This is a genomic window from Streptomyces sp. NBC_01012 (genome assembly GCF_045162755.1).
Classification (GTDB): Bacteria; Actinomycetota; Actinomycetes; order Streptomycetales; family Streptomycetaceae; genus Streptomyces.
In genome coordinates this window covers 5,650,809-5,663,752 of record NZ_CP108688.1, presented here as the reverse complement: position 1 = coordinate 5,663,752, position 12,944 = coordinate 5,650,809, and the positions used below count along the sequence as shown (strand labels likewise).

12 protein-coding genes are annotated in these 12,944 nt (G+C 73.2%); 8 read left to right on the top strand and 4 right to left on the bottom strand.

The features are described 5' to 3' along the window. Positions 1 to 66: 66 nt before the first annotated feature. Positions 67 to 1,380 carry a glycosyltransferase family 4 protein gene (locus tag OG623_RS25400; RefSeq protein ID WP_406149535.1) on the bottom strand — a complete coding sequence of 438 codons (1,314 nt, stop codon included), beginning with the start codon at positions 1,378 to 1,380 and terminating at the stop codon, positions 67 to 69. Positions 1,381 to 1,611: 231 nt separating this feature from the next. Here OG623_RS25400 and OG623_RS25395 point away from each other — a divergent pair, with 231 nt between their 5' ends. From OG623_RS25395 to OG623_RS25365, 7 genes are all read left to right on the top strand, one after another. Beyond that, a complete protein-coding gene (locus OG623_RS25395) occupies positions 1,612 to 2,220 on the top strand; it encodes a TetR family transcriptional regulator (protein WP_406149533.1) in 609 nt (202 codons plus the stop codon). A 128-nt stretch (positions 2,221 to 2,348) separates the two neighbouring features. Then, on the top strand, positions 2,349 to 3,590 hold the full coding sequence (locus tag OG623_RS25390; RefSeq protein WP_406149532.1) for a substrate-binding domain-containing protein: 1,242 nt from the start codon (positions 2,349 to 2,351) through the stop codon (positions 3,588 to 3,590). 3 nt (positions 3,591 to 3,593) lie between these two features. Continuing rightward, the gene (locus OG623_RS25385; RefSeq protein ID WP_406149530.1) at positions 3,594 to 4,385 is read left to right on the top strand and encodes an ABC transporter ATP-binding protein; all 792 of its coding nucleotides are present in this window, start codon (positions 3,594 to 3,596) and stop codon (positions 4,383 to 4,385) included. Further along, positions 4,382 to 5,125: an ABC transporter ATP-binding protein gene (locus OG623_RS25380; protein ID WP_406149529.1), complete on the top strand. Its 744-nt coding sequence runs from the start codon at positions 4,382 to 4,384 to the stop codon at positions 5,123 to 5,125. Before OG623_RS25385 ends, OG623_RS25380 begins: the two co-directional genes overlap by 4 nt. Continuing rightward, positions 5,125 to 6,012, top strand: a complete 888-nt coding sequence (locus tag OG623_RS25375) for a branched-chain amino acid ABC transporter permease (protein WP_406149527.1) — start codon at positions 5,125 to 5,127, stop codon at positions 6,010 to 6,012. Before OG623_RS25380 ends, OG623_RS25375 begins: the two co-directional genes overlap by 1 nt. Then, positions 6,009 to 7,100, top strand: a complete 1,092-nt coding sequence (locus OG623_RS25370; protein ID WP_406149525.1) for a branched-chain amino acid ABC transporter permease — start codon at positions 6,009 to 6,011, stop codon at positions 7,098 to 7,100. The genes OG623_RS25375 and OG623_RS25370 overlap by 4 nt, the downstream gene beginning before the upstream one ends. After that, positions 7,097 to 7,990 carry an alpha/beta fold hydrolase gene (locus tag OG623_RS25365; RefSeq protein ID WP_406149523.1) on the top strand — a complete coding sequence of 298 codons (894 nt, stop codon included), beginning with the start codon at positions 7,097 to 7,099 and terminating at the stop codon, positions 7,988 to 7,990. Before OG623_RS25370 ends, OG623_RS25365 begins: the two co-directional genes overlap by 4 nt. A gap of 21 nt (positions 7,991 to 8,011) precedes the next feature. Here OG623_RS25365 and OG623_RS25360 read toward each other — a convergent pair whose 3' ends face one another. Continuing rightward, positions 8,012 to 9,988 carry a helix-turn-helix domain-containing protein gene (locus OG623_RS25360; protein ID WP_406149521.1) on the bottom strand — a complete coding sequence of 659 codons (1,977 nt, stop codon included), beginning with the start codon at positions 9,986 to 9,988 and terminating at the stop codon, positions 8,012 to 8,014. 41 nt (positions 9,989 to 10,029) lie between these two features. Next, positions 10,030 to 10,818, bottom strand: coding sequence for a 3-hydroxybutyrate dehydrogenase (locus tag OG623_RS25355; protein ID WP_406149519.1), 789 nt, complete (start codon positions 10,816 to 10,818; stop codon positions 10,030 to 10,032). A gap of 273 nt (positions 10,819 to 11,091) precedes the next feature. On the opposite strand from OG623_RS25355, the gene OG623_RS25350 reads away from it, so the two are divergent. Then, positions 11,092 to 12,333, top strand: coding sequence for an alpha/beta hydrolase family esterase (locus tag OG623_RS25350; protein ID WP_406149517.1), 1,242 nt, complete (start codon positions 11,092 to 11,094; stop codon positions 12,331 to 12,333). Here OG623_RS25350 and OG623_RS25345 read toward each other — a convergent pair. Further along, entirely contained in the window at positions 12,315 to 12,827 is a 513-nt protein-coding gene (locus OG623_RS25345) for a hypothetical protein (RefSeq protein WP_406149515.1), read from the bottom strand. The genes OG623_RS25350 and OG623_RS25345 overlap by 19 nt on opposite strands. Positions 12,828 to 12,944 lie beyond the last annotated feature (117 nt).

Below are 12,944 nucleotides of genomic sequence, written 5' to 3'. Positions count from 1 at the left end.
AGGTACGGATTCCAGGAGACACGGGGGCCACGGGGGCCACAGGAGCCGCGGGGGCCGCGGGGGCAGTCACCTGCGGGCTCCCCGGGCCGCGATCGACTGACGGTACAGCTCGACGGTACCGAGAGCGGCCCTGGCCCAGGTGAAGTTGGCCAGTACCCGGGCACGGCCGGCCTCGCCGAGCCTGGCGCGCAGTTCGCGGTCGCCGAGAAGCCGGCCGAGAGCGGCGGCCAGCGCCCCCGCGTCACCGGGCGGCACGGCGAGGCAGGTCTCCCCGTCGGGCCCGGCGACCTCGGGGATCGCACCGCCCGTGGTGGCCACCAGCGGGGTCCCGGTGGCCATGGCCTCGGCCGCGGGCAGCGAGAAGCCCTCGTACAGCGAGGGGACGCAGGAGATCTGGGCGCTGCGGACCAGGTCGACGAGCTCGGCGTCGCTGATGCCCTTCACGAACTCCACGGCGTCCTGGAGCCCGTAGCGCTCGATGGCCTGGGCGACGGGGCCGCGTTCGGCCCGCTTGCCGACGACCACGAGGTGCGCCCGCGGGTTCTCGGTGCGGAGCTTGGCGAGCGCCTCCACCAGGTGGACGAGGCCCTTGAGCGGGACGTCGGCGCTGGAGGTGGTGACGATCCGGCCGGGGATCTCGGCGACCGAGGGGTCGGGCGACCAGAGGTCGGTGTCGGCCCCGATGTGGACGACCTGGATGCGCTCCCTGCGCACCCCGAGGTGCTCGACGATCTCCTGCTGCGAGGAGCCGGAGACGGTGAGGACGGACGGCAGCCGGCGGGCGACGCGCTTCTGCATGCGGGTGAAGCCGTACCAGCGGCGCACGGCGAGCCTGCGGCGCACCGACCCCGCGGCCTCCAGGTCCAGCCTGCGGTCGACGGTGATGGGGTGGTGGATCGTGGTGACCAGCGGTGCGCCGAGGTCCCCGAGCAGACCGTAGCCGAGCGTCTGGTTGTCGTGCACCACGTCGAAGTCGCCGCGCCTGGCGAGGAGATGACGACGGGCCCGCAGGCTGAAGGTGGTGGGCTCGGGGAAGCCGCCCGTCCACATGGTGGCGACCTCGGCGACATCGATCCAGTCGCGGTACTCGCCGCGCCCCGGGGTGCGGAAGGGGTCGGGCTGGCGGTAGAGGTCGAGGCTCGGCAGCTCGGTGAGCGGGACACCCTCGTCGAGTACGGGGTAGGGCTGGGCACCGATCACCTCGACGCTGTGGCCGAGCCGGGCGAGCTCCCGGCCGAGGTGGCGGACGTAGACGCCCTGGCCACCGCAGAAGGGGTTGCCCTTGTAGGTCAGGAGCGCGATGCGCAAGGGCCGGTCACCGTCCGTGCCCGAGATGCTGCCGCCCGCGAGGGGGCCCGTGTCTATGGCCTCAGCGGTCACACTCGGCCCCCTTCTCACTGCGTGTTCGCCGGAGCGTAACCGGTCGCGCTAATCTAGAACAAGTTTCAGACTCGTCGGTTCAACCCGCACCGAATCTACCGGCAGGTAGCGTCGGCGTGGCGGCCGGATCAGGTGATTCGCGCCACGGCAACACCCTGGCATGCCGCACGCGCCCGAAAACAGGCGCCCGGCCGGGCAGGGAACCGGTTCTCCCTTCTTGGACGGGGACAGATGACAGCGGAAGCCAGGCCCCCGGCCCCCCTCCTGACGGAACGCCAGGAGGCCCGCCGTCGCGGCATCCTTCAGGCCGGCGCCCAGCTCGCGGGGCGGGGCGGTTTCGAGGCGGTGCAGATGCGTGAGGTGGCGGACGCCGCCGGGGTCGCCCTGGGCACGCTCTACCGCTACTTCCCCTCCAAGGTCCATCTGCTGGTCGCGATCATGCAGGACCAGCTCCAGCATCTGCACGCGGTGCTCCGCAGGAAGCGGCCGGCCACGGGCGACGACGCCGCCGAGCGGGTCGCGGAGACGCTGATGCTGGCCTTCAGGGCGCTCCAGCGCGATCCGCATCTGGCCGATGCCATGGTGCGGGCGCTGACCTTCGCCGACCGGGGGGTGAGCCCCGAGGTGGACGCGGTGTCCCGGCTGACCACGGCGATCGTCCTGGACGCGATGGGGGTGGAGAACCCCACGCAGGAGCAGCTGGCCGTGGTCCGCGTCATCGAGCACACCTGGCACTCCGCGCTGATCACCTGGCTGTCGGGCCGGGAGTCGATCGCCCAGGTGAAGGGCGACATCGAGACGGTCTGCGGGCTGATCGACCGGCCGGCCGACGCCCGCTGAGAGCTGCCCATGTGCGGTGCCCACACCGGCACCCGCCCAGGTGAGGTGCCCTGCACCATATCGACGGCGCCACGGTGTTCGTACGGTTCGGCCGACATCACCCGAACCCTGCCGAGGAGCCGGTCACCATGCGTCGCAGAGCCGTAGGCACCGTCCACAGAAGAACCCTGACCGTGACCGCGCTCGGCGCCGCCTGTCTGCTGCTGGTGGGATGCACCGCCGCCGGCCAGGCGGGCGGTGACTCCGGCTCCGGGGCGGGCTCAGGGGCGGACGAGACCGTGAAGGTGGGGCTCGTCTACTCCCGTACGGGGCTGCTCGCCGCATACGGGAAGCAGTACCGCGAGGGGTTCATGGCGGGGCTGGACTACGCGACGAAGGGCACGGGCAAGGCGGGCGGCCACCGGATCGAGGTCACCGAGCAGGACGACGCCGGCGACCCGGGCAAGGCGGTCTCCGCCGCGAAGAGCCTGATCGGCAAGGGCTACAAGGTGCTGGCAGGCACCACGGACTCCGGTGTCGCGCTCCAGATGGCGCCGCTGGCCGCCCAGAACAAGGTGCTGTACGTCAACGGCCCCGCCGCCACCGACGCGGTGACCGGGATCAACACCTACACCTTCAGGTCCGGCCGGCAGACCTACCAGGACATCCTCACCGCGGGCACCATGCTCGGGGACCCGAAGGGCAAGAAGGTCACCGTCCTCGCGCAGGACTCCACCTTCGGCCAGGCCAATGTCACCGCCGTCAAGGCGGTCCTGGGGGCCGAGGGCGCGAAGGTGGGCTCCGTGCTCGCCCCGCCCGGCGCCACGGATCTGACGCCCTTCGCCCGGCAGGTCAAGGCGGGCGGGCCCGATCTGGTCTTCGTCGCCTGGGCCGGCGCGACCGCCCCCGCCCTGTGGACGGCGCTGGACCAGCAGGGCGTGCTGAACGCCGGAAAGGTCGTCACCGGGCTGGCCGGGGAGGCCTCGTACCCGGTCTTCGGGGCGGCCGGTGCGAAGGTCTCCTTCCTCGCGCACTACTTCCCCGGCGCGGGCGGCGGCAACGCCGTGGAGAAGGCCATGCTCGACGGCGTCGAGAAGGCGGGCGGCACCCCCGACCTGTTCACCCCCGACGGCTTCACCGCGGCGCAGATGATCGTGCGGGCCGTCGAGGAGGGCAGCGCCACCGACACCGCCGCGATGGTGAAGGCCCTGGAGGGCTGGAGCTTCGACGGGGTGAAGGGCCCGCAGCAGATCCGCGCCGATGACCACGCGCTGCTCCAGCCGATGTTCGTGGCGGGGCTCGAGGGCGCGGGTGCCACCGCGAAGCCCGAGCTGGTGAGCACCGAGCCGATGGACGCGGTGGCCCCGCCCGTGAAGCCCTCGGCGGGCTGACCCGTGACCGTACCCGGCACCGCGACCACGCGGGACGAGGGGGCGCGTACGGACGCCCCGGTGCTCCGGCTCGACGGCCTGGGGTGGCGCGTCGGCGGGGCGGCCGTCGTCGATGACGTCACCCTCGATGTCCGGGAGGGCGAGTTCCTCGCCTTCATCGGGCCCAACGGGGCGGGAAAGACCTCCCTGTTCAACCTGATCAGCGGGATCGTCCCGGCCACCGCGGGCACCCTCGCGCTGGACGGCACCGACCTGACGGGACTGCCCGTGCACACCCGTGCGCGGCGTGGGATCGGGCGGACGTTCCAGACGTCGAGCCTCTGGCCGCTGATGACCGTGGCCGAGCACATCAGGCTGGCCGCTCAGGCGGCGAAGGGCGGCTCGCACCGGCTCTGGCGACGCGCCTCGGCGTACGCGGCCGAGGTGAGCCGCGTCCTGGAGCGCACCGGCCTCGGCCACCGCGCCGGGGCCACGGCGGCCGAGCTCTCCCACGGCGAGAAACGCAAGCTGGAGCTCGCGGTGCTGCTGGTGGGCGAGCCCCGGCTGATGCTGCTCGACGAACCGATGGCCGGGGTCAGCGCCGAGGAGGTCCCCGCCCTCACCGAGCTGATCCGGTCGCTGCACCGCGAGGAGGGCCGCACCGTGCTCATGGTCGAGCACCACATGGACGTCCTGCTGGGACTCGCCGACCGGCTGGCCGTGATGCACCACGGCCGGCTGCTCGCCCTGGACACCCCGGGCGCGGTGACCGCCGACCCGGTCGTGCAACGCGCCTATCTCGGGGAGGGGTTGTGACCGCACCCGCACTGCTCGTCGTACGGGACCTGCGGGTCCTGATCGGCGGCCGGCACATCCTGCACGGCGTGGACCTGGACGTGGCGCGCCACGGCGTGACCGCGCTGCTCGGCCGCAACGGGGCGGGCAAGACCACGACCGTACGCGGCGTCCTGGGGCTCGTCCCGCGCGCGGGCAGCGTGCTCCTGGACGGCGACGAGACCGTGGGCCTGCCGACGCACACCCTGGTCCGCCGGGGCATCGGTTACGCCCCCGAGGACCGGGGGATCTTCGCCGGGCTCACCGTGGCCGAGAATCTGCGGCTGGCGGAGCGCCGGGGCGCGGACGGGCCCGCGTACGGGCTCGTGCATGAACTCTTTCCCGAACTGAAACGCAGGGAACGGCAGTTGGCCGGGACACTGTCCGGCGGCCAGCAGCAGATGGTGGCCATCGGTCGCACCCTGCTCAACGGGAACCGGCTGATCATCGCCGACGAGCCCACCAAGGGCCTGGCCCCCAAGGTCGTCACCGAGGTCGCCCGGGTGCTGGAGCGCGCCGCCGAGGCGGTGCCCGTGCTCCTGGTCGAACAGAATCTCGCCGTCGTCCGCAGGCTCGCCGTGCACTGCGCGGTGCTGGCCGACGGGCGGACGGCCCATCAGGGCGAGGCGTCCGCGCTGCTCGGTGACGAGGAGGCCACCAGGCGGCTGCTCGGCGTGGGCCGGGGCCCGCTCACCCCACTCACCGCGGAGGCGGATTCCTGATGTCCACCGTCGTGCTGCTCACCATGACCGGACTCGGTCTGGGTGCGCTCTACTTCCTCATCGCCTCGGGCCTCTCGCTGATATTCGGCCTGATGGATGTGCTGAACTTCGCCCACGGGGCACTGCTGTCCATCGGCGCGTACGCCACCTGGTGGGCGGCGTCCGGGAATCTGCCCGGTGCGGGACCGGGCGGCGGGGGCTTCGCGCTGGCGGTCCTGTTCGGCACGGCGGTGGGCACACTGGCCGCCGTGGTGCTGGAACTGGCCGTCGTACGCCCCCTCTACAGCCGGCCCAGGGAACAGGTGCTGGCGACGGTGGGTGTGGGTCTCGCCGTGCCCGCCCTGCTGTCCGGTATCTGGGGCTCGGACGCCCGGACGTTCCCCGGGCCCGACGCCCTGTCCGGCACCTTCGGCCTGCTCGGCGCGGAGGTGCCCGTCGACCGGCTGGTGCTGATCGCCTCGGCGGCCGTCGTCCTCGTCGCCCTGCGCCTGTTCCTCGGGCGGACCCGGCACGGGCTCGTCGTCCGGGCCGGGGTCGAGGACCGGGCGATGGTGACGGCGCTCGGCATCGACGTCCGCAGGGCGTTCACGCTGGTCTTCGCGATCGGTGGCTGCGCCGCCGCGCTGGGCGGGGCGCTCGGCGGGCTGTACTTCGGCTCGGTCGACCCCAGGCAGGGCACCTCGCTGCTGATCTTCGCGTTCGTCGTCGTGGTCACGGGCGGCATGGGCTCGGTGACCGGGGCGGCCGTGGCCGCGGTCGTCATCGGCCTGGTCCAGCAGTTCGCCAACTACTACACCGCGGCGGGCCTCGGCGACCTGGCCGTCGTCGTCCTGCTCGCCGCGCTGCTGCTCGTCCGCCCGCGCGGACTGACCGGGAGGCTCGCGTGAGCACCGCCACCACAACACCCGCACCCACCGCCGTGAACACGGCGCCCACGCGGCACCGGGCCCGGCTGCTGCACTGGTGGCCCGCCGCCGTCCTGGTGCTCCTGGCCGTCGCGCCTTACAGCGCCCTGCCCGTGCCCGGCCTGCTGGACGGCCCGGTCGGCAGCCCGGGAAGCCTCCAACTCCTGGCGAACTGCCTGCTGTTCGGCGCCCTCGCCACCGGGTACGACCTGCTGCTCGGCCGCACGGGGCTGCTCTCCTTCGGGCACGCCCTGTACTTCGCCGCCGGCAGCTACGCCACGAACATGTTCCTGCTGGAGGCGGGCCTGCCGTTCGCCGTCGCCGCGGTACTCGGGCTGTGCTCCGGCGCCCTGCTCGCACTGGTGCTCGGCTCGGTGAGCCTGCGGGTCACCGGCATCGGGTTCTCCATGGTGACGCTCGCCTTCGCGCAGGACGGCTCAATCCTGGTCTCCCGCAACCCGGGCGGACTCACCGGCGGTGAGGAGGGCCGGGCCGCCCCGGCGGAGCTGCTGCCCTCCTGGCTGGTGGGCATCGACCACACCGCGAATCTGTACTGGATCGCCCTCGCCTACCTCGTCCTCACCCTCGCCGTCGTCCACCGGGCGGTGCGCTCCCCCACCGGCCGGGTCTGGGAGGGCATCAAGGAGAACGAACGCCGGGTGGAGGTGCTGGGCCTGAAGCCGTACGGATTCAAGCTGACGGCCTTCGTGCTGGCCGGGACGCTGGCGGCGGCGGGCGGGCTCGTCCATCTGCTGCTGACCGGCGGCTCGACACCCCAGACGACGACCTCGGACTTCACCCTGTCGCTGCTGGTGATGGTGGTGCTGGGCGGATCGGGCACCCGCTGGGGTCCGATGGTCGGCGGCATCCTCTACACCTGGGCCGATCACCGGCTCGGCGACCTCGCCGGATCGGGCGCTGTCGCCGGGCTGCCCGCGGTGCTGCGCGTCCCGCTGTCCCAGCCGCTGTTCCTGCTCGGGGTGCTGTTCGTGGCCGTGGTACACCTGCTGCCCGGCGGCCTGGCCCGCCTTCCGTCCCGACTGCGCCGACCCCGCAAGGAGAACGTATGACCCCCTCGTACGAGGAGCTGCGCGTCCCCGTCACCGGCGGCGAACTGGCCGTGCTGCGCTGGCCCGCCGACAGCCCTGGGGCCCCGGTGGTCGTGGCCCTGCACGGCATCACGGCCAACGCGCTGTCCTGGGGCGCGGTGGCCGGCGCACTCGCCGGCCGGGCCACACTGATCGCCCCCGACCTGCGCGGCCGGGCCGGCAGCGCCGGGCTGCCGGGGCCGTACGGCATCACCGCCCACGCGGACGACGTGGCCGCGCTCGCCGGGGCGCTCGGCCGGGACCGGGTGGTCCTGGCCGGTCACTCGATGGGCGCCTTCGTGGCGACACTCGCCGCCGTACGCCATCCGGACCGCTTCGGTGAACTGGTTCTCGTCGACGGCGGGTTCGGGTTCCCCGCGCCCACGCATCTGTCGGCGGACGAGCTGATGACGGCCGTGATCGGGCCGGCCATGGACCGGCTCTCGATGACCTTCACCGACCGGGACGCGTACCGCTCGTTCTGGCAGGCGCATCCCGCGTTCGCGGGCGACGCCTGGTCACCGGAGGTGGACGCGTACATCCAGCGGGATCTGACGGGCGAGGAGCCGGCGCTGCGCTCGGGCTGCCGGCTTGAGGCGGTCCGCACCGACGGGGTGGATCTGTTCCGGGCCGAGGTGCTCGCCGCCGTACGCCGGCTTCCCGGGCCCGCGACGCTGTTGTGGGCCGAGCGGGGGCTGATGAACGAGGAGCAGGGGCTGTACGACGCGGCCCGGCTGACGGCGGCCGGCCGGCCGGACACGAAGGTCACGGCGGTACGCGTCGATGACGTCAACCACTACACGGTGCTGACGGGCGAGAAGGGGGCCGGCCTGGTCGCCGACGCCCTGCTGCGGGCGGCGCCGCCGAGCTGAGGCCGACGGGCGGGCGGGGGTTCAGCTCTCCCGCCCTCCCGTCAACAGGTGGAGTCGCAGGGCCAGTTGGAGCTCCAGCGCACGGTCGGGCTCATTCCAGTCGCGGCCCAGCAGCACCTGGATCCGGTCGAGGCGTTGCACCACCGTGTTCACATGGACGTGCAGCTCGTCCTTGGCCCTGATCAGACTGCCGCCCGCGCCGAAATACGCCCGTAGCGTGCGTACGAGATGGGTGCCGCGCCGTTCGTCGTAGCGCAGCAGCGGGCCCAGCACCTCGGCCACGAAGCCGTCCACGTCCTTCGCGTTGCCCAGGACCACGCCCAGGAAGCCCAGTTCTCCGACGCCGGCCCCTTCGCCCTCGCGGCCGAGCACCCGCATGGCGCGCAGACAGCGGGCGGCTTCCGCGTGGGCGGCGGCGAGTTCGCGGGCGCCGGCCGCAGGGCCCGTACCGGCGACGGTGACGGGCGCCTGGACGAGGTGGCCCAGCTGGGTCGCCGCCGCACGCGCGGCCGGGCCCGCGGGCGGGTCCTCGTCTTCGCAGTCGATCAACAGCACGACGGTGCCCGCGTGTTCGGCGCTCACCCCGTGGATGCCGCCGCCGAACAGATACCGCATCGCTGCCCCGCCGAGCCGCTCCCTGGCCGCCGCCTCCGCGACCAGCACCAGATGCGGCCGGTCCAGGTCGATGCCCAGCCTCCGGCCACGCTCGGCGAGACCGTCCGGATCGCGCTCCGGGTCGCCGAGCAGATCGCTGATCAGCTCGCCGCGTATCCGGTTCTCGGTCTCGGCGACCGTGCGGCGCAGCAGCAGGAGCAGCCCGGTGACGACGGCGGCGCGCTCGAAGAGCCGCCGGTCGGAGTCGTCGAGGCGCTCGCGCCGGTGCAGCACCAGGCTGGCGAGAAGCTCCTGGCCCGCGAGCACGGCGCAGATCCAGCGGCCGTCGCGGTGCACGGCGCGCGCCCCGTGCCGGGACTCGTCCGCGGTCCCGGCGAGCCAGCCGGCGTCGATGCTGTCGGCGGCGCATCCGGTGCCGTCGGGCCGTACGGCGGCCAGCGGGCGCCCGCCGGGATCGTGGATGGTGAGGGGGCTGCCGAGCAGCCCGGCGACGGACACGGCGACGTCCTTCACATCACCGCCCCGCAGCACCAGGTCGGTGAGCCGGTCGTGGGCCTCCTCGGCGCGGCCCATGGCCGCCGAGTGCGCGCGTACGGCGGCGTTCGCCTCGGCGAGCTCCGCGTTGGCGCCGGCGAGTTCCGCGAGGGCGGTCCTGGTGTCGTCCAGGGCCCTGGCGGTGTCGATCGCGATGGCGGCGTGCGCGGCGAGCGAGCAGAGCAGGGCCACCTCGTCGGGGCTGAAGACCCGGGCCGCTCGGTCGGCCGCGAAGAGGACCCCGATGACCTTTCCGGTGCCGCCCCGGCTGGAGCCGAGCAGCAGGGGGACGCCGAGGATCGCGACGAGCCCTTCGTCCAGCACACCCGCGTTGATGTTGCGGGTGTGGTGGAAGCGCTCGTCGGTGCGGTAGTCGGGGGTCGCGTACGGGCTGGCGGTCTGGGCCACGAGGCCGCCGAGCCCTTCGCCGAGTTCGAGCCGCAGCCGCTGGAACAGCACGGACACCGATCCGTCGGTGACCCGCATGTAGGTGTCCCCGGCCTCCTCGTCGGGGAGCGTGAGATAGGCGGTGTCGGTGCCGAGCAGCATCCTGGCCCGCCGCACGATCGCCTTCAGCACCTCGTCCAGGTCCCGGGAGGCCGCGAGGTCGCCCGCCGTGTCGAAGAGCGCGGTGAGCTGGAGCTCCCTGCGCCGGTGCTGGCGCAGGGCACCCCTGATCCGCAGGGCGGTCGCGGCCGCCCGCTCCACCTCGGCCAGATCGGCCGGGGGCACACCGGCGGCCCTCGCCTCCGAGGTGACGGCGCCGAGGTCCTCGGCGGGGGCGTCGTCGGCCAGCAGGTCGAGGAGGCGCGCCAGGAGTGGGGCGGACGAGGGGGAAGGTTCAGACATGGGCGGCCATCGTTCTTCCGGCTTCCGTGGGCGGTCGGGCGTCAGTTGGCGGTCCAGCCACCGTCCATCGTGAGAGAGCTGCCGGTGATGTGTGCCGTGCCGGGCCCGCAGAGCCACAGGACGGCGCCGGCCACGTCGGCGGGCTCGATCAGCGACTTCAGGGCGCTGCGCTCCAGCAGCACCCGGCCCACCACCTCCTGTTCGGAGATGCCGTGGCTGCGGGCCTGGTCCGCGATCTGGCCCTCGACCAGGGGGGTGCGGACGTAACCGGGGCTGACGCAGTTGCTCGTCACGCCGTGCGGCGCCGCTTCGAGTGCGACCACTTTGCTGAGCCCCTCCAGTGCGTGCTTCGCCGAGACGTACGCCGACTTGTAGGGACTGGCACGCAGCCCGTGCACGGACGAGATGTTGACCACGCGGCCCCAGCCGCGTTCGTACATGCCGGGCAGTGTGCGGCGCAAGATGCGGAACGGTGCTTCCACCATGACCCGGTGGATCAGGGCGAAGCGGTCCGGCGGGAACTCGTGCACGGGAGCCACGTGTTGCAGCCCCGCGTTGTTGACCACGATGTCCGCGTCGGCGGGCAGCCCGTCCACCGCTTCGGCCACGGAGAGGTCGGCCACCCAGGCCGTCCCGCCGATCCGTTCCGCCAGGCTCTCGGCGGCGTCGCCGGCCTTGTCCACGACGTGCACATGGGCCCCGGCCGCGGCGAGCGCCTGCGCGCACGCACGTCCGATGCCGCTCGCCGCCCCGGTGACCAGGGCGGTGCGTCCGGCGAGGGCGGAAGGGTCGTCGTGCTGCGGGGTCCTGGAAGTCTGCGAGGGCGTCATGGGCGTCACCGTATGGACGTCGCCCTCCGCATCACATGGGGCCGGTGCACACACCCTGGCCCTGTCGCATGGTGGCGTCGTACGTGGTGCGGACCGGCCGCCACGGCGCACCCCCGCGGGCCGGGACGCCGGCGCAAGAGGAGCGCCGCACACAGCGGTGCGCGGCGGATGTCCGCCTGCCACATGGGCGGCCGGGCCCCCGGCTCATAGGTTCCGGCAGCAGTTCCGCACAGTTCGCACACCCATCAACCCCTCCGACGAGGAGGCTCCACCGTGCGCCCACCGTTCCTGCGACGCCTGCTCCGCCGCGTCGCCCCCGTCGCCGTACTGGCTCTGCTCGCCGCGCATCCGGTCTCCGCGGCCGCCGCGCCCGCCGCGTCCACGGCCGCGGGGCTCCAGCAGGTCACCGGATTCGGCTCGAACCCCGGCAATCTGCAGATGTTCGCCTACACCCCGGACGACGTCGCGCCAGGCGCGCCCCTCGTGGTCGCCCTGCACGGCTGCACCCAGTCGGCCGACGCCTACTACGCCCACTCGGGCTGGGCCGAGTACGCCGATCTGTGGGGCTTCGACGTCGTCTTCCCGCAGACCACGGCAGCCAACAACCCGCTCTCGTGCTTCGGCTGGTTCGACACGAACGAGAGCACGCGCGGCGCAGGCGAGGCGGCGTCCGTCGTGCAGATGGTCGAGTACGCGAAGCAGACGTACGGCTCCGACGCCGACCGTGTCTACGTCACGGGTCTTTCGGCGGGCGGCGGGATGACCGCCGACCTGCTGGCCGCCTACCCGGACGTCTTCGCCGGCGGGTCCGTGGCCTCGGGGCTGCCCGCGCAGTGCGCCACCAGCCAGCTCGGCGCTTCGGCCTGCCAGACGGGTCCGCAAGCGCTCACCCCCGCCCAGTGGGGCGACAAGGTACGCGGCTCCTACCCGGGCTGGACCGGCCCCTGGCCCAGGGTCGCGATCTGGCAGGGCACGGCCGACTACACCGTCTACCCCGCCAACGCCACGGCGCTGCGTGACCAGTGGACGGATGTCTGGGGCATCGGCCAGACGCCGTCGAGCACCGAGAGCATGCCCGGCGGCACCACCCGGAGCGTCTACGAGGACGCGTCGGGGCAGCCCGCCGTGGAGACGTTCTCGGTGTCCGGCATGGGCCACGGTCTGCCGGTGGACCCCGGATCGGGCGACGGGCAGTGCGGGTCGACGGCGGCGTACTTCCTCGACACCATCTGCTCGACGTACCACACGGGCGTGTTCTGGGGCCTGGACGAGGGCACCCCGGGCGGTACGGACCCCGGCCAGGACCCGGACCCCGACCCGGCCGCGTGCTTCACCGCGACGAACTACGCGCATGTGGAGGCCGGCCGGGCGTACACCTCCGGCGGCCACGCCTACGCGAACGGCTCGGACGAGGACATGGGGCTGTACAACCTGTTCGTCACGCACACATTGCGGGAGTCACCCGCGGGCCACTTCGTGATCGCCGACTCCGGCTGTCAGGCGGGGTCCTCGTAGGCATCCTTGGCCTTCTCGGGCAGATGGCAGCCGTCCTCGACGGCGGTGAGGGACACCGGCCGGCCCGCTCCTGAGTCCTCCACGGCCTCGTAGCGGGCGTACAGCTTCCAGCCGCGCTTGGCGAGGGTGCGGTACGTGGTGTCCTGCTCGGCATGGCTGGAGATGATCTCCCAGTCGTGCTGCCGCAACCGCATCACCGTCGCGTCGAAGGCGCCGGCGGAGTCCGGTGCGTCGCTCTTCCAGGGCGCGACGCACGTCCGCCAGGACCCGTCGGGCAGCCCGGCCGCCGAGGTGTCGCCGGCCGGGAGCCCGCCTGCCCGGGCGAGGCCGGCTATCTCGGCGGCGACGACCTGCGTGGTGAACGGCGGGGTGGGTTCGGGCGAGGCTGAGGCGGGGGCCGCCGCGTCGTCGTCCCCCGTCAGGCCGCAGCCCGCCGTCACCGTCATGAATCCGGCCGCAGCGGCGGCGACGGCCACCGTCCTTCGAATGCGCAACTCTGCTTCCCACCCGGCTCGTCCCACCCCGGGGCAACCGCCCTCGGGACCTCCGCCGGAGTTTCGCACGGGCCCTGAAGTGCTGGGAAGGCCCTTCGTCCGCAGGGTGCGGCTGTC

Bases quoted from the DNA above. Each gene is read 5' to 3' on its own strand.
- OG623_RS25395 (WP_406149533.1), top strand. From the start codon at position 1,612: ATGACAGCGGAAGCCAGGCCCCCGGCCCCCCTCCTGACGGAACGCCAG.
- OG623_RS25390 (WP_406149532.1), top strand. From the start codon at position 2,349: ATGCGTCGCAGAGCCGTAGGCACCGTCCACAGAAGAACCCTGACCGTG.
- OG623_RS25375 (WP_406149527.1), top strand. From the start codon at position 5,125: ATGTCCACCGTCGTGCTGCTCACCATGACCGGACTCGGTCTGGGTGCG.
- OG623_RS25365 (WP_406149523.1), top strand. From the start codon at position 7,097: ATGACCCCCTCGTACGAGGAGCTGCGCGTCCCCGTCACCGGCGGCGAA.
- OG623_RS25360 (WP_406149521.1), bottom strand. From the start codon at position 9,988: ATGTCTGAACCTTCCCCCTCGTCCGCCCCACTCCTGGCGCGCCTCCTC.
- OG623_RS25355 (WP_406149519.1), bottom strand. From the start codon at position 10,818: ATGACGCCCTCGCAGACTTCCAGGACCCCGCAGCACGACGACCCTTCC.